Source organism: Paenisporosarcina antarctica, from assembly GCF_004367585.1.
Lineage (GTDB): Bacteria > Bacillota > Bacilli > Bacillales_A > Planococcaceae > Paenisporosarcina > Paenisporosarcina antarctica.
Map to the genome: position 1 here is coordinate 3,251,542 of NZ_CP038015.1, position 16,450 is coordinate 3,267,991.

16 protein-coding genes are annotated in these 16,450 nt (G+C 38.2%); all 16 read right to left on the bottom strand.

The window, feature by feature from the left end:
• The 16 genes from E2636_RS15560 to E2636_RS15635 all read right to left on the bottom strand — a co-directional run bounded on the left by E2636_RS15560 (window position 1) and on the right by E2636_RS15635 (window position 16,438).
• On the bottom strand, window positions 1-891 hold the full coding sequence (locus E2636_RS15560; protein ID WP_134211025.1) for a fumarylacetoacetate hydrolase family protein: 891 nt from the start codon (window positions 889-891) through the stop codon (window positions 1-3).
• 87 nt (window positions 892-978) lie between these two features.
• Window positions 979-1,746 carry an IclR family transcriptional regulator gene (locus tag E2636_RS15565; RefSeq protein WP_134211026.1) on the bottom strand — a complete coding sequence of 256 codons (768 nt, stop codon included), beginning with the start codon at window positions 1,744-1,746 and terminating at the stop codon, window positions 979-981.
• Window positions 1,747-1,818: 72 nt separating this feature from the next.
• Complete coding sequence (locus tag E2636_RS15570) at window positions 1,819-2,763, bottom strand: U32 family peptidase (RefSeq protein WP_134211027.1); 945 nt, start codon at window positions 2,761-2,763, stop codon at window positions 1,819-1,821.
• A gap of 24 nt (window positions 2,764-2,787) precedes the next feature.
• Entirely contained in the window at window positions 2,788-4,980 is a 2,193-nt protein-coding gene (locus E2636_RS15575) for a dihydroxy-acid dehydratase domain-containing protein (protein ID WP_134211028.1), read from the bottom strand.
• 117 nt (window positions 4,981-5,097) lie between these two features.
• Window positions 5,098-6,147, bottom strand: a complete 1,050-nt coding sequence (locus E2636_RS15580; protein ID WP_134211029.1) for a TRAP transporter substrate-binding protein — start codon at window positions 6,145-6,147, stop codon at window positions 5,098-5,100.
• Between the two features lie 281 nt (window positions 6,148-6,428).
• Window positions 6,429-7,682 (bottom strand): nickel pincer cofactor-dependent isomerase, group 22, encoded by a 1,254-nt coding sequence (locus E2636_RS15585; protein WP_134211030.1) that lies wholly within the window; start codon window positions 7,680-7,682, stop codon window positions 6,429-6,431.
• Between the two features lie 147 nt (window positions 7,683-7,829).
• Window positions 7,830-8,024 carry a hypothetical protein gene (locus E2636_RS15590; protein ID WP_134211031.1) on the bottom strand — a complete coding sequence of 65 codons (195 nt, stop codon included), beginning with the start codon at window positions 8,022-8,024 and terminating at the stop codon, window positions 7,830-7,832.
• Between the two features lie 35 nt (window positions 8,025-8,059).
• On the bottom strand, window positions 8,060-9,061 hold the full coding sequence (locus E2636_RS15595; protein WP_134211032.1) for a 2-hydroxyacid dehydrogenase: 1,002 nt from the start codon (window positions 9,059-9,061) through the stop codon (window positions 8,060-8,062).
• A gap of 234 nt (window positions 9,062-9,295) precedes the next feature.
• Window positions 9,296-9,988 (bottom strand): ribose-5-phosphate isomerase RpiA, encoded by a 693-nt coding sequence (gene rpiA / locus E2636_RS15600; RefSeq protein ID WP_134211033.1) that lies wholly within the window; start codon window positions 9,986-9,988, stop codon window positions 9,296-9,298.
• A 12-nt stretch (window positions 9,989-10,000) separates the two neighbouring features.
• Window positions 10,001-10,267, bottom strand: a complete 267-nt coding sequence (locus tag E2636_RS15605; RefSeq protein WP_134211034.1) for an HPr family phosphocarrier protein — start codon at window positions 10,265-10,267, stop codon at window positions 10,001-10,003.
• Between the two features lie 44 nt (window positions 10,268-10,311).
• Window positions 10,312-11,304, bottom strand: a complete 993-nt coding sequence (locus tag E2636_RS15610) for a C-terminal binding protein (RefSeq protein ID WP_134211035.1) — start codon at window positions 11,302-11,304, stop codon at window positions 10,312-10,314.
• Between the two features lie 29 nt (window positions 11,305-11,333).
• Complete coding sequence (locus E2636_RS15615) at window positions 11,334-12,230, bottom strand: AEC family transporter (RefSeq protein WP_134211036.1); 897 nt, start codon at window positions 12,228-12,230, stop codon at window positions 11,334-11,336.
• 3 nt (window positions 12,231-12,233) lie between these two features.
• The gene (gene dgoD, locus E2636_RS15620) at window positions 12,234-13,382 is read right to left on the bottom strand and encodes a galactonate dehydratase (protein ID WP_134211037.1); all 1,149 of its coding nucleotides are present in this window, start codon (window positions 13,380-13,382) and stop codon (window positions 12,234-12,236) included.
• A gap of 117 nt (window positions 13,383-13,499) precedes the next feature.
• Window positions 13,500-14,144 (bottom strand): bifunctional 4-hydroxy-2-oxoglutarate aldolase/2-dehydro-3-deoxy-phosphogluconate aldolase, encoded by a 645-nt coding sequence (locus E2636_RS15625; RefSeq protein WP_134211038.1) that lies wholly within the window; start codon window positions 14,142-14,144, stop codon window positions 13,500-13,502.
• Between the two features lie 20 nt (window positions 14,145-14,164).
• Window positions 14,165-15,130 (bottom strand): sugar kinase, encoded by a 966-nt coding sequence (locus tag E2636_RS15630; RefSeq protein ID WP_134211834.1) that lies wholly within the window; start codon window positions 15,128-15,130, stop codon window positions 14,165-14,167.
• A 39-nt stretch (window positions 15,131-15,169) separates the two neighbouring features.
• Window positions 15,170-16,438, bottom strand: coding sequence for a TRAP transporter large permease (locus E2636_RS15635; protein WP_134211039.1), 1,269 nt, complete (start codon window positions 16,436-16,438; stop codon window positions 15,170-15,172).
• Between the last annotated feature and the right edge of the window lie 12 nt (window positions 16,439-16,450).

Below are 16,450 nucleotides of genomic sequence, written 5' to 3' on the forward strand. Positions count from 1 at the left end.
TTAAACTACTTGTTTGGCTTTTTCACTTAGGACAACAGGATTATTTAAAATACCGATACCTGGAATTTCAATTTCGATACGGTCATGTTCGTTTAATGTGAAGTCATTTGGTGGCACAATACACGTTCCTGTAAGCAGGACAGTACCATCAAAGATATGATTATCAAGCGTTAAATAATGGACGAGCTCTTCCAGTTTACGTTTCAATTGATTTACCTGCGCATCGCCACTAAAAATCAACTCGTCATTGCGATAAATTCGGCAAATAATTGTAAATTCGTATGGATCTAAGACCGCCTCTTTCAATAAAATCGATGGTCCGATAGAGCAAGAGTTTTTCCATACTTTCGCCTGTGGCAAGTAAAGTGGATTTTCTCCTTCAATATCACGGCAACTCATGTCATTTCCAACAGTGTAACCGAGAATTTCACCCTCTTTATCAATGACCAGACCAAGCTCAGGCTCTGGAATTTGCCAGTTTGAATCTGAGCGTAAATTAACAGGATCATCCGGTCCTACAGTTCTTGCAGCGGTAGACTTGAAGAATATTTCTGGTCGCACTGCATCATACACTTTGTCGTAGAACGTTTCAGCGTCAAGCTTTCCTTGTGTCGCTTCATAGTTGCGCGCTTCTTTGCTTTTTTTGTATGTCACACCAGCTGCCCAAACTTCTGGAGCATCTATTGGTGTTGTCAATTGTAGACCTTCTAATGGTTGTTTAACTTCTTCATCCGCCATTTGTTTGACTATATCAAACGCGGTTTTGTTAATTTTACGTGCTTCCGCAACCAAAGAAATAAAGTCTGCATATGGAAGATCGAATACTTCATTTTCAGTCGTAACAGCGGCAAGCTGTTTTGCATTTTCTTTTATATAGCGAATAATCCTCATAATAAAATCCCCCTAATAGTTGGTGTTATTCGTAATTCTTATTTACACATAAATTTGTTCCTACTATTAATCATGAAGATCCTTTACCTAATTAGACTGAAAACCAAAGCCCAATTTTTTAGATATTTTACCAGCAGTTATTTTTAAATTCTCAACACTTTTTTCCAATTCATGATTTGTTATCTGACTTGCAGCTGTCGAACTACTAATAGCGGCGATTACTTGACCTGTGTAATCATGGACTGGCATGGCTACACAATAAACGCCAGGCTCATTTTCTTCATTGTCAATCGCATATCCTCGCTCTCGAATCGTATTCAATTCAATCAAAAAGGATCCCTTATCAGTAAGCGTATTTTGTGTTTGCTGAATGTATTCATAACCATCCAAGATCTTTTCTAGCTCATCAGGAGTTTTAAATGCAACAAGAGCTTTTCCAACACCACTACTGTGAATCGGAACCCTTCTTCCAATCTTAGAATACAAAACGGTAGCATTTGAGTTTTCCACCTTATCGATATATATTCCTTCTTTTCCGTCAAGGATAACAAGGTGGACTGTTCGTTTTGTTTCCTTTGAGAGCTCAACAAGATACTCTTTGGCTGCTGTCCGTAAATCTAAGCTTTGGATAACATAGTTACCTCGTTCAAAAAGCTTCATTCCCAAACAATATTTCCCGTTTTCGGGGTTTTGTTCAATGTAATGATGCATTTGCAATGTTTTTAATAGAGAATGGACTGTGCTTTTATGAAGGCCCATTCGTTCATTTATTTCTGTTAATTTTAGTTCTTTATCGTACTCGTCAAATAAATCGAGTATTCTTAGAGCGCGGTCTACAGATTGTATAATTGGCATGTTGTTCATCCTTTTCTCATCACTTACCGTGAGTTTTCATCACTGCAAGTCTATACGTATATCAATGACATCTCAAGAATGAACTACTGTCCCTACAGGAACGCCTAAGCCTTCTGCACCTTTTTGAGATGTTTTTAAGTCTGGAGCATAGCGCTTAAGAAGATCAAGGCCAATTTTGGCACGACGAACCCGTTCTTTGCACAACGCAATTGAAACACTTTCAAGATGAGTCCCAGAGGGATAAATATTTGGTGAATTTCTCAAGCCAAATTTAATGTACACCGGTGCAGCGACTCGGATAATCTCAGCGATTTCATAATGACGCACATATCCTCCGATGTCATCTGGAGCTTCAATATAAATGTCGATTGGCATATGAATTGCCTGACGAATTTCCGATAATTTAGCTAGTGTTAAATCAGTTGGAACATTGTACGTATCTGCTCCTGCATCTTGAATGAGTTTAATTGAAACTGGATTAGACTGTGCCATTTGAACAGATATTTTCACTACAAGATCCGATGGTAACTCCCCAGCCTTTTTAAATTCATTAACTAGCGTTAACAACCCCTCGTCTGAAACAAGAATGCTACGGATACCGAAGTGACATGCGCGTTTGACATCTTCAATTGCATAGACCAGTTGATCCATACCTTGTGAACGAAGTCCAGCAATTTTCCCGCTACTTGCATGTTGCATTGAAGTAACATCATAGGTACCACGAGGCCCTACAAATAGACTCACTTCTAAATTTTCTCTTTGACCAATTTCAGCCATTTGTTTTAACTCTTCATCAGTTAAAAGCATAATTCCGCTTCCTTGAGAAATGCGATGAATATACACATCATATTTTTCGCATGCTTCAATTAAAGCTTCAAAAGAAGCCGGTCCTTCTACACTTGGAAGTTCAACCCGATACTGGGCACCGTCAGGGAAAGTCTTTGTAGAAGAAGGTATATCTTGGGTACCTCCTGCAGGGTAACCTAGTTTCTCAATAAAATCGCGAGTTTCTTTCATAATAAATCCTCCTATCCCAATTCACTATTTAGTATTTAGCACTAAAGTTTGAACGTCTGTTTTATAATCTAGTATTGCCTCTTCAGCCACTGCGATTGGAACAACTCCATTGGCTGCATCCGTGTGGCCAATCATACGATTACTTGCCGCAACTAGTCTTTGACGTTTGTTAATTAACTCAAGTCTTGTCTGTGCGAGATCCGTTCTGTGTGCTTTAGTTTTATCGAATTCGAATTCTAATGTGCCTCTTCGCAATGCCGCTTCATCAATGAAATCGATTTTGCGCTCACGTAAACTTAAATATAATAAATCACCTGTTTGAAGGAATAAAATTCCCCCACCTTCTTTTGCTTCAGGTGTCATGTGACCAATAGCAGCGCCATAAGTAACACCCGAATATCGACCGTCACTTATTAGTGTTGCAAGACGTTTCAGCTGGCGGTTTGCATTGATATGTTGCATCGATGTAAACATTTCAGGCATTCCGAAAGCTACAGGACCTTGACCAGATACAATAATGGCAATTTTCAGCACAGCATCTTTAACCATTTTATCGAAAAGGGTATCATAGTCATCAGCTTTCCACTCATTGTATTGGCTAGGTGAATTCTCTCTTAGTAGCGCTATCATGTTTTCGTGACTGAAACTTCTATTCACTTTTAATTTTGAAAGAAGTTCAGCGTCTAGTAAATTACGAATGGCTTCATCTTCATTTTCAAAGTAAAGAACAAATGCCACTTTCTTATCAAATTGATCTAATTGCAGTGTTGTCATTCCACTAATTTTCACAACAGCAGTTTCAAAGAAATTCCCAGTTAATACATCCACCCCACTAAAAGCACGTTTAGGCTTCGATAAAATCACTTGATTGTCTTTTACATTATCAGCAGGTAGACTATCAGTTTTCACTAATCGGTCACGCCATGTTCCTCCAGTAACAGTTGGTGCATCTAAATCCATTGGCACTCCATTTTGAAGAAGTTCATAGAATAAGCTCTCCATCCCCCTGCTATCACTGTCACAACATTGCATCGCCAGAGAGAAGATATCTCGACCTTCCGTCAAGCTATAGTTGAATAAATCAGGGATTGGGTGAGAATGATGGATTTCATCTAAATCATCCAGACTGAATTTATAACCACCGTATAACATCCCAGCTACAATATGCATCATTAAATTCGTTGATCCTCCTGAAGCACTGTGTATACGGATTGCATTTTTAATGTTCGTTGCCATGATATTTGCAGCTCCATAGACAGGATTATTAATCATTATTGCCATGCTATCTAGTGCTTCATTTACTTGTAATTGATTAGGAGATTCCGTAAGAAGTTCTAAAGATGGATGAACCAATCCCATTCCTGCTACTAGATGACGAGAACTATTCCCTGTCCCATTGAAGGCACAAACCCCGCCACTACCATCACATGTTGCGACTGCTAAACGTTTTTCAAAATCTTTGTGTTCAACTTTTGTGATAATTCCTCTTTCAGTTGCACGTTCAAGTACTCCTTGAAATGCTGTGTTGGAAGAACATTGTAGAATATAAGCCATCGCATCTCTTAAATCGTCCGCAATGTCCAAAGCTTGATTTTTTTCAGCCATTTTAGCTACTTCTTCCAACTCTGCAAATAAATCAGTGGGAATCGTACCGCCTTGTAATACATGTGATGGTGCAAATGTTGCGAAGAATGGCGCTTCACCTCGATACTGGCGAATACGATCCAGATGAACTAGAGCACTGACAACTCCAAGTGGTTGCTTATCACACCCTTGGATGACAAACGCGCCATGATAGCTATGAGCTTCCAACTGATTGACAACCATTTGTGCTACAGCATTTCTGCTTTGAAGTGAATAACTCATGCCTTGGTTACTTTGTGCCGTCCCATCACACATAACAGGGGTTGAGAAATAGAAGGGAACTCCACCATTTTGCCAAATACGAATTGCTGCATGTGAAGATGTTTTAAAATCCATAATGTGAGCAGGGTGATCGGAAGACCCACCAATAATTGCAATTCGCGGTGCATTTTCCTCTAATCGGTTATATATTTCTTCTAGAGTCCAATCCGGTGCTGGACCTTTGTATTCGGAACCAAGAGTTTGTTTCGAACGATCAAGCAAACCGGCAACTGTGATTGGTTCATTCGCTTTTCCTTGTACGTTGTCTCTATACGGATTTACTTGATTGCTAATATTCGGATAATGTGACATTATGTGAACCTCCAATTCCTTAATTTATTGCCTTAAACTTCAGTACAAGTAAGCAGGAGAGAATATTAATCTCTTCCCCTCCTTACTTGTAAAGTGATTAAGCCTCTTAATTAAATTTTAGCTACCAGCGATTTCTTCAATGGCATTTAAATATTCATCCACAAGTTCAGCGCCGATACCATCAGCATGCTTATCAATAACTGGTTTTACAGCCTTTTGGAAACGTTTATGTTCCTCAGGAGTAACTTCTGTATAGGACATACTTTTTTTCAACTTCTCTAGACTTTCATCAGCAACTTCGCGGTTACGCTGACGGTTAAACTCACCCGCTTCAACTGCTGCTTCAGATAAAATCGTCTGTTGTTCTTCTGTTAATTTGTCCCAAATTGTTTTGCTGAACAAGAAAATAAACGGCGTGTATACATGATTGGTATTAGATACATGTTTTTGAACTTCTGCATACTGACTTAACTCAATTGTCGGAAATGGATTTTCTTGTCCATCAACAGTACCTTGTTGCATAGCTGTAAATAATTCTGTAAAGGCCATTGGTGTTGGGTTTGCTCCAAGAGCTTTCCAAGCATCTAAATGAATCTCATTTTCCATTGTTCGAATTTTCAGACCATCTACATCTTCAATTTTTGCAACTGGTCGAATGTCATTCGTTAAATTACGGAAACCATTTTCCCACCAAGCAAGTGCAACAAGATTTTGACCTTCAACCATATCAAGCATTTTATCTCCAAATTTTCCATCTAGTAATTCATCCGCTACTTTTTCGTTCGGAATTGTAAATGGTAAATCAAATACACCAAACTCTTTTACAAAGTTGACTAATGGTGAAGTTGATGGAATCGTGATATCTAATGAGCCAAGTTGTAACATTTCAATTGCTGAACGGTCATCGGCAAGTTGTCCAGAATGGTAGAGTTCAATTTCAAAATCATCAGTTTTACTTTCAACTAACTCTTTAAATTTTTCAACTCCTTCGTATTCAGGATGTTGATCATTAACCCCAATGCTTACTCGCAGAATTTGTGGTTTACCAGAAGTAGATGCAGTAACTTTTTCTTCCGAACCTTCAGAAGCATTACCTCCACTGCAAGCGGCTAAAAATAGTGCTGTAACCATGACTAAACTACTCAATTTAACCCATTTTCTTTTCATATGAACATCCCCCAGTATTGTTTTCTGACTTGCACATTATTTGAGCCAATTCCGTAACAACCTTTACACCTCCCTTCAAAAAAATATATAGTTCTATATTATAAAACTCAGTTCTCGTTTATAAGTAGTTTTAATTAGATAAAACAACGGTTACAACGCTGCAAAAATATATTAATTCTAAATCGTTAGACTTTTTAATTTTAACAAATAATACATTATATTGTAATTTTAGTCAATTTTTTCGAGAGCTTTGTCTACATAAAATCATTTATACTTTAAATCTAATGATTAAAGTCCCATTCCATTGGATCACTTAATATTTGAATATCCCTCAATCCCCTTGAATCTTCCAGTAAACTTTCAGAAATCCAAATCTCTCCAATGTCGAGTGTGTTCTTTATACGTACTACCTTTGCCTTCGTTAAATCCAATGCATTGCATGTTTTAATTGCAGCTTTAACAGCTAGCTCGTTGCTTTCTAACACCATGGGGAGTTTGATGACGTCGATAACAGTACTAGTAAGTGCATTTGCATAGCCCTTTTCCCACTTGATCTTATCGTAAACCTCTTTTGTAGTAATATCAGCCAATCCAATTCCATTGGCATTGCCTTCTGATTTTTCCGTTAAGCTTAATACTGCAATACGTTTCACATCAGGCCCGCCACTTGCATATGGAGTAGGGTAACGGCCAGTAATATTAGGGTCCATTCCATCCCCCGAAATTTCTTTCCCAAGTTCATTTACTACCAAGACATCAATTGAATCGAATTGAATTTTTGGCATTAAAGATTTTGCCTCTTTTAGCAATAAAGACTCTTTTTCTAATAATTCTTCTATAGGAATAGCCATAACTTTTGCAGGACGATCATACGCATTTTCAATGGTTGCTAATCCAAATATGAGTGGTGTTTTTTCAATGGATATTTTTGTCATATCGAGTATGTGTTCCGCCATATACTTAAAACTAAATGAATGGGCAGCTTCAGCACCTTTTTGTTTGCCAAGGCCGATTGTAATCATTTTCATTAGTCCACTCTCTACGGGTCCTCTAAAACAAGTATGTGGTTTCACCCTGTTTATAACAACGATTTTATCAGCTTCGTATGCGTTCTTATCAAAATATACAGGCAAGCCATTTGGCAATTCTCCAATCTTTACTACTTCCATTGAAGATTTTACAGGTGCCCCAACTGTTTCTTCTTCCACTCCAAGTTGTTTCAAAACACCTCTCTGTCCTTCTGCAGTTGCTCCCCCATGGCTACCCATAGCAGGAACAATAAACGGGTTCCCGCCAACACCTTTAATCGCATTTACAGTTTCTCTAACCAGAACAGAGATATCCGCAACACCTCTACTTCCTACAGCAATAGCTACGTTATCTCCTTCTGAAATTCTTTCTAATACATTTGAATCATTTAATGTTTTTCGGACTTCAAAGCTAACATCTGCCAATTCTGGAGCATGGAATCTTTGTTTGATTTTAATCATTTTAGGAACAGGTATATCTTTCAATAATTCTTCAATAATGCTCATGTCGATTAGTTCTCCAATCTTCTAAAAATTGATAGTAAATTTAGAACTATTTTTCTCTTAATCTAGTTATTCAAATAATTGATTTTCGGCCCCTTCAGTCATGCCAACAGCGTCACCACCGTTTTTTTACTACACCTATTGATTCACCTAAGTTTTTTCATCTGAGCTTGCAATCGCTCTTCCAACCGCATCGGTTCCTCTACCAGTGGAATTTGGAACAATTAGTGTTGCTGCTATAGTAGGGAAATCAATCTTCTTGCTGCTATCACTTGCAGAAACTACTTCATCGCCTTTAGAACTAAAAGCCCCTACAATTAACATTGCAATTATAATTGCATACAACAGACAAGATTTCCTCAATTTTGTTAAACCAATTTTTATATTTTTACAATAGTTTTCAATTCGTTTACTACGTTCGAATGCTTTTTATGAATAATTGCGTTGACTAAGTTTTCTGCAGCAAGCTGTGCCATTTCTTCTCTTGTTTTATCAGTAGCAGAACCAATATGAGGCGTTAAAACCACATTATTTAGCTTTAATAAAGGATTGGTTGAATTGATGGGTTCTTGCTCAAAGACATCTAGACCGGCAGCAAAAATTTTCTTTTTGTCCAATGCATCAATCAAAGCCAGTTCATCAACGATTGGTCCTCTTGAAGCATTGATGAAAATAGCTGTATCTTTCATCAACTCAAATTGTTTTTTCCCAATTAAGTGGAATGTATCCTTATTCAGTGGAGTCATCACAATTACGAAGTCCGATTTAGTCAGTACATCTTCCATTTGTTCATATTGAACACCCCACTGCTTTTCAAGTTCGGTCTTGCGACTACGATTATGATAGAGAACATCCATATTGAAACCGCTTACAGCACGATGAACAATAGACTCTCCGATTCTTCCAAGTCCGATAATACCGAGTGTTTGGCCGTAAACATCCATACCAAACAGATTACGATCATCGCCACTTGTCCATTCACCATTTCTCATATAAGTATCAAGTTCATTTATTCTTCTGGCAGTTGAAAGCATTAAACCAAAAATTAAGTCAGTTACCGTTTCATCTAAAACACCTTGTGTATTCGTACCTATGATGCCATTTTCTTTCATCACTTCTATATCGAAATTATTGTAGCCTACAGAAATGTTACTAACTACTTTCAGATTTATTGCTTGCGACAATAATTCTTGGTTAATTTCTATCCCAGCTGTTAGTAGTCCCTCTGATTCTTGAATTTTCTTATATAAGGTTTCTCTAGGTATAATTTCTTGTTGTTCCCATATCTCCACAGTGAAATAATTCTCTAAATATACTTTCACCGTGTCAGGAATTAATTGCGTGACGAAGATTTTAGGTTTCAAAACGTTTACCCCTCTCATTCATCTGAACACATTAAATAGTTCTATATTATAGCACTAGGTTTTCGAATAACTGTATCTATTACTAGACTAAATCCTAATATTGTTTATGTCAATGTTTTTTAGAAAATTATAAATAATTAATTTAATTAATATTTAATCGATTGGATTAGGTATCATAGTTACTAAAAAACCAGTAACTTCAGGGCTACTGGTTCTCAAATGCCTATGAAAATTTCATAAAAAATCGAATCCTCATATTTGGTTTGTTTTATTTATTACTTTAACGCCTTTAGCACCGGCGAGGATGACCATATCTGTCATATTGACAAATAAGCCGGTTTCAACAACTCCAAGGAGTTGCTTTAGGCTATGGTGAAGTTTTTCTGGATCAGGAATGGAGTTAAATTCACAATCCAAAATATAGTTGTCATTATTAGACACAAAGAAGCACCCGTCTCTTTCTCTTAATACTGGTTTTGCTCCTAGGTCAGCAATTTTCTGAGCCGTTACCTGCCACCCGAATTGAAGTACTTCTACTGGCAAAGGAAATTTACCCAATTCGTCTACCATTTTCGATTGGTCTGCAATAATGATTACTTTCTTTGCATGGAAATTGACCATTTTCTCCCTTACAAGAGAACCACCACCACCTTTGGTGAGGTTGAAGTTCGGATCAATTTCATCAGCACCGTCTATTGCTAAATCTAAAACTTGAACATCAGAAAAGTCAGTGAGAGGAACATTAAAATATTTAGCCCAACCTTCAGTTCGTAAAGAAGATGGAATGCCCTTGATGTTCAATCCTTGTTCAATTAATCCGCCGAGTTTCTTTAATGTCCAATAGACAGTAGATCCAGAACCCAATCCAAGCACCATGCCGTCTTCAATATATTCGACTGCTTTCTCACCTGCTATTTTCTTGTATAAATCGACCTGATCTGTCATTTCTTGCACCCCTTACGATTGGCAAAGATATTGAACCACGTCTGCCAGTGCTTCTTCACAATCTTCTCCCACAGTGCGGACAGTCAGTTGATCACCATTTCGCAACTGCAAAGTAATTAAGCCAAGGAAACTCTTTAAATTGATTTCATGGATTGAGCCATTCACATTTTTCATAAGATAGATTTCGGATTCATACTTCTGTGTGGCTTTACTAACTTCAACAATTGTCACGTTGTCAGATATATCAACAATAATTTTTCTAGTGCTATTCTTTTCCATCAATTAACCTCCTTTAATTAGCAAAAATAATTTTAGCCATTATACTATTTATCTTTTAGACAAACCTTATCTTTGACCGCTTTATTGACTAGGTAAGTTGGATAATATCCGGATAATACATCAGCTACATTCTCGGCTGTTTTCCGTTTCAACTCAATTTCAGCTTCAACCGAATAGAAGGCTGAATGAGGATTGATAATAACGCAGTCCATTTTCAACAGTGGATTGTCTTTGTTGATTGGTTCTGTTTCTAGAACATCTAGACCAGCTCCTGCAATTTTCCCTTCTTGCAGTGCTTGAATCAGTGCCTGTTCGTCAATGATTGGTCCACGTGAAGTATTGATGATGAACGCTCCTTTTTTCATTTTATTGAATTGATCGTGGCTGATCATTTTTTCCGTATGTTGATTTAACGGAACATGAACCGATAAATAATCTGAGCGTTCGCAAAGCTCATCCAAAGTCACTAGCTCAACATTTTTGCTTACTGCGACTTCTTCCGATACAAATGGGTCATAAGCAATTACTTTTAAATCGAATGCTTGTGCTTTTCTCGCAACTGTCTGTGGAATATTTCCGAACCCGACCAGACCGAGAGTGCGTCCTTTAAGTCGGTACATCGGTACGGCCACTTTGAAATCCCAGTTGCCGTTTTTCACAGCATTATTCAACAACGTCACTTTTCGGGCATTTGAAAGAATTAAAGCCATTGCATGATTAGATACTTCATCTAAGCAATAATCTGTTACATTCCCAACAATGATTCCTTTTTCTGTACAAGCTTCCACATCAATCGTATTAAAGCCAACTCCGTAGCGTGAAATGACTTTACACTTTTCAAGTTTGTCTATGACTTTGCGAGAAATTGGAGCATATTGGTTGATCAGAGCATCGGCATCTTTGCATGCTTCAATGACATCATCTTCTGTTTTGCATTGTGCAAATGTAAGCTCGATACCAAGGTTGTTTAATACTTCTTCTTCTGGGACGAATGAGCTGTATTCATAATCTGTAACAACCACTTTAAATTGACTCACTGTATGCACTCCTTAGATATGAATTGATTTTATCCCAATAAAAACAACATGATTGTAACCGTAAATATGCTACATAACGTCGTAATCAATGTGATACTCGAAACCAGATCAGGCTCGGTTTCGTATTGTACTGCAAATATAACTGTGTTTGCTGCTGAAGGCATTGCTGCTGTCAAAATCAGCACTTTTGCAAGAACCGGATCCATTGGCATCAGCCAGATAATTCCTACAGCAATGGCTGGCGAAAGGAACAACCTGATTATGACCGCCATGGAAATTTTCTCCCATTGAAGCTTGGATAGATTAATCTCTGCTAGTTGCATCCCTAATATCAACATGACTAACGGAATTGTTACAGGTCCCAACAAGTCTACTGCAGACATGAGGTTATCAGGAATTTGGATATCCCATACTTTAATTAAAATTGCGATAAGAACGGCATAGGTTGCTGGCATTTCAATTACAGCTTTTAACGCTGTTTTACCACCTTCATTTCCTCTGGCTGCATAGTAAATACCAAAGAAATTCATTAATACGGCGTGTAAAACCAATAGAGAAACTGCATAGACAAACGCCTCTTCTCCATAGGCAAACAACACGATGGGAGCACCGTAATTGCCGGAATTCATAAATGCAGTAGCCAATATGAGTCCACTTTCGGTCGAACAATCATATTTACGGAAGTAACAATAAATTTTACAAATTAATATTAAGACCAATAACAAAATCATTGAAAATATAAGCATATTGAGATATTGCTTATCTAGATCAGTACGATAAAAAGTCTGAATTACCAACATTGGCGTGAAAATGTAGAGTGCAGCAGTAGAAAGAGCTTTTATATCAAGCCTTTTCCATCTCTGAAGTCCATATCCCGCTAAAAATATTAGCAGTACAGGTAATACGACTTGAATAAAAATTGTCATCTATCACCACTCCGCAATGGAACCGTCTTTATGTCGCCATACTGGATTTTTCCAGTTGTGTCCAATTTTTGCTTGTTCGCGGACAAATTCTTCATTTATCGATATACCAAGTCCAGGGTTTTTCAGCATATCAACATAACCTTCTTTGTACTCGAATACTTGTTTGTCGTTCAAATAATCTAGTAAATCACTTCCTTGGTTATAGTGAATGCCTAAGCTTTGCTCTTGGATAAACACGTTATGGGATGTTGCGTCAACTTGCAAACACGATGCCAAAGCGATTGGACCAAGTGGGCAATGGGGAGCAACTGCAACATCATAAGCCTCAGCCATAGCAAAAATTTTCTTGCATTCCGTGATTCCTCCAGCATGGGATAAATCCGGCTGAATGATATCTACATAACCGTCTTGTAATATCTTCTTAAAATCCCATTTCGAGTACATTCTTTCACCAGTGGCAATTGGTATATTGGTTACACGCGCAATATCGCGAAGCGCTTCGTTATTCTCAGGCAATACAGGTTCTTCAATGAACATGGGTCTAAATTGTTCCAATTCTTTAACCAATATTTTAGCCATCGGTTTATGAACACGACCATGGAAATCAATCCCAATTCCAATATATTCGCCAACAGCCTCTCGAACAGCTGCAATTCTCGCAACAGCTTGGTCAACTTTTTCATATGAATCTATATATTGAAGCTCTTCGGTACCGTTCATTTTGACTGCAGTAAACCCTGCTTTTACTGCCTCAGACGCTGCTTTTCCTACATCATTTGGACGGTCTCCGCCAATCCATGAATAGACACGGACAGAATCCCGGCAAGCCCCTCCCATTAGATCAGCGACGGGTGCATTATGGTATTTCCCTTTAATATCCCACAAGGCTTGGTCAATACCGGAAATTGCACTCATCAAAATCGGACCTCCACGATAAAAACCTGAACGGTACATCATTTGCCATAAGTCCTCTATTCGGCGAGGATCTTTTCCAATCAAATAGTCACTTAGTTCTTCAACGGCTGCTTGGACTGTTCTTGCACGTCCTTCTACAATCGGCTCTCCCCAACCTGAAATACCTTCATCAGTTTCGATTTTCAAAAATAGCCATCTTGGTGGCACGATAAATGTTTCCATTTTTGTGATTTTCACGATATAACCTCTCTTTTTCTTATTTTAAATGCTTCAGAAACACGAACCAGCGTAAAAAGCAAAATCGCATTCTTTTTAGTACTTGTACCCGACAAGCGGACGTTTTTCAATTCTCCTTTAGCTTCTTGCGTTTTGTATTCGTTTGATAAACTCTTTTGATATCTCAGTCAGCACTTCATAACGTTCTTCAGCAATCGCTTTTGCATCCACTAATGACCCGCCAGCTCCAACAGCCACTGCACCATTTTTGATGAATGTTTCCACATTGTCGAGATTTACGCCACCAGTAGGCATCATTGGAATATGGCCTAGTGGACCTTGTAAATCTTTAATATAGTTTTCACCAAGAGCACCACCGGGGAAAATTTTCAGCAAATCGGCCCCTGCTGAATACGCTTGAACAATTTCTGTTGGTGTCATGACTCCCGGAATGGAAATTTTCCCGTAACGGTTGGTCATCTGAATTGTTTCGACATCAAAGCTTGGACAGAAAATAAAGTCTGAACCTGCATCAATTGCACTTTTGGCTGAAACTGCATCTAATACAGTCCCTGCACCTACAAGAACTAGATCATTGAATTTTTCTTTTAATTCACTGATCATTTCCAAAGCTCCTGGTGTATCAAGTGTTATTTCAAGTGCACCTGTGCCACCTTCTACAAGTGCTTCAGCAATATAATGAATCTGTGATTTCTTTGGTCTCCGAATAACAGCTATAAGGCCTGATTCTTTCAGGCGAATTAGATCTTCCCACTTCTTCAATTTAATTAACCTCCTTTGAATTAGCGTTTTACATCTCTTATATTTCCTGCAGGTTTCATGAATCGTTCAACGGCTTCGTATGTTGGTAAACCTTCTACATCACCATAAACACCAATGACCATTGCTCCAATCGCATTCGCTCGTCTAACCACTTTGTGGAGCGGTTCTTCCCGTAAAATTCCACTAATGATTCCCGCTGCAAAGCCGTCTCCTGCACCAACTGGATCGACGATTTGCTTGACAGTGAATCCATCAATATACGCCTTCTCATTTTTTGTATGCAAATATGCACCTTTGCTACCTAGTTTGATAATTATGGTTTTATTGCCATCCCCCATTAAAGCTTCAGCCACTTCTTCTACTTCTATTTTCCCAGTCATTAATTGACCTTCATCTAGACCTGGAAGGATAACATCTGCGCTGGCTGCAATCTCGTTAAATACTCTTTTTGCCTTTTCCGACGACCAAAGCTTTAGACGAAGATTAGGATCAAAGACAATCTTCGTGCCGTTCTGTTTTGCGATTTCAATCGCTTTTATCACCGTGACATAACAAGTTTCACTTAACGCGGGTGTAATTCCGCTAATATGTAGGATTTTTGCCTGAGCGATGGATGTTACATCTAAATCTTCAGGTTTCATCAAACTGGCTGCAGAACCTTTTCGGTAGTAGTAGACATTCATGTCTTCAGGGGACAATTGCTCTTTAAATAATATTCCTGTCTGAGCCTTGTCGGTAAAAAGGCAAGAAGAGGTATCGACTCCTTCCCCACGGACATATTTATGAATGTAGCGTCCAAATGAATCATTCCCGAGTTTACTAAACCACATTACAGAATGTCCCAGTTTGGTTAATCCAATTGCAACATTCGATTCGGCACCACCGATTCGCTTCGGAAATTGGTGCACATATTCTAGTGGCATCATTTGTTCCGGCTGAAAAAGAACCATAGTTTCACCAAACGTAAATACATCTAAATTTCTCATCATGCACAACCTTCTAAAATATATTTCTTATTCACTAAATCAGAGGAATAACAATGTGATTTTCGGAATAAATGTTAAGAACAGCAATGTAATTAACATCGCTATCAAGAAAGGTAAAACTGCTTTAGACAATGCTTCTATAGATACACCAGATATTCCAGAAGCAACAAATAAGTTTACACCTACCGGAGGTGTGAAGAAACCGATTGCTAAGTTAATGACCATCAAAATACCAAAGTGAACAGGATCATACCCGATTTGAATTGCGATTGGTAATAATATTGGCGTTAAGATGATAATCGCTGCAAGTGTGTCCATAAACATCCCAACAATTAACAATAAGACAGTAATCAGCAAGATAATAACGATAGAATTTGTTGAGATAGACAATAATCCTTCTGCAATTTCATTCGGGATTTGTTCAATCGTCAAAAGTCTTCCAAATGCATTAGCTGTCCCGACTATAATCAATACCGTCGCTGTCGTTAAAGCTGAATCTGTTACTACTTTTGCAAGATCTTTAATTTTAAGTTCACGGTACAAAACCATTGAGGCAAACAGACCGTATACTACTGCTATAACAGCAGCTTCTGTAGGTGTGAAAATCCCTCCGTATATTCCACCTAAAATGATGATTGGAATTAACATAGCCCACTTTGCGTCCCATATTGCTTTTCCGATTTTCTTCAAAGAGGTCGGTTCATCCATACCTTTGTAGCCTTTTTTCTTTGAGTAAATATAAGCCCAAATTATCATTGCAAGACCAACTAAAATCCCGGGAACGATACCGGCGATAAACAAATCACCAATCGAAACACTTCCGGTTACCCCATAAATAACCATTGGAATACTTGGTGGGATAATAACCCCGATGGATCCGGCTGAAGCTACGACAGCTGTCGCAAACTTAATATCATAACCTTGACGTACCATCGCTGGAATCATAATTCCTCCAATTGCGGCAACGGTTGCAGGACCTGAACCTGAAATAGCCGCGAAGAACATACATGTAACAATTGTAGCAATTGCGAAACCACCCGTTCTATTACCTACAAGTGCTTTTGCTACATTAAATAATCTTTCAGATATTCCTCCTTTACCCATAATTTCTCCTGCAAGGATAAAGAACGGAACTGCCATCAATGGAAACGAGTCAACTGATGTAACCAATTCTTTTGCCAAAAACTCTACCGGTAGAGTACCAGAGTACACAATGGTAGCGAGTGTAGATAAACCAATGGCAATTCCGATTGGCACAGTGAGTAATAACAAAAGCGCAAAACTACCAAACAATACAAAAATAGTCATATTATATACCTC

Coding starts and splice junctions, on each gene's coding strand:
- E2636_RS15560 (WP_134211025.1), bottom strand. CDS start 891: ATGAGGATTATTCGCTATATAAAAGAAAATGCAAAACAGCTTGCCGCT.
- E2636_RS15565 (WP_134211026.1), bottom strand. CDS start 1,746: ATGCCAATTATACAATCTGTAGACCGCGCTCTAAGAATACTCGATTTA.
- E2636_RS15570 (WP_134211027.1), bottom strand. CDS start 2,763: ATGAAAGAAACTCGCGATTTTATTGAGAAACTAGGTTACCCTGCAGGA.
- E2636_RS15575 (WP_134211028.1), bottom strand. CDS start 4,980: ATGTCACATTATCCGAATATTAGCAATCAAGTAAATCCGTATAGAGAC.
- E2636_RS15580 (WP_134211029.1), bottom strand. CDS start 6,147: ATGAAAAGAAAATGGGTTAAATTGAGTAGTTTAGTCATGGTTACAGCA.
- E2636_RS15585 (WP_134211030.1), bottom strand. CDS start 7,682: ATGAGCATTATTGAAGAATTATTGAAAGATATACCTGTTCCTAAAATG.
- E2636_RS15595 (WP_134211032.1), bottom strand. CDS start 9,061: ATGAGAGGGGTAAACGTTTTGAAACCTAAAATCTTCGTCACGCAATTA.
- rpiA (WP_134211033.1), bottom strand. CDS start 9,988: ATGACAGATCAGGTCGATTTATACAAGAAAATAGCAGGTGAGAAAGCA.
- E2636_RS15605 (WP_134211034.1), bottom strand. CDS start 10,267: ATGGAAAAGAATAGCACTAGAAAAATTATTGTTGATATATCTGACAAC.
- E2636_RS15615 (WP_134211036.1), bottom strand. CDS start 12,230: ATGACAATTTTTATTCAAGTCGTATTACCTGTACTGCTAATATTTTTA.
- E2636_RS15630 (WP_134211834.1), bottom strand. CDS start 15,130: ATGAGAAATTTAGATGTATTTACGTTTGGTGAAACTATGGTTCTTTTT.
- E2636_RS15635 (WP_134211039.1), bottom strand. CDS start 16,438: ATGACTATTTTTGTATTGTTTGGTAGTTTTGCGCTTTTGTTATTACTC.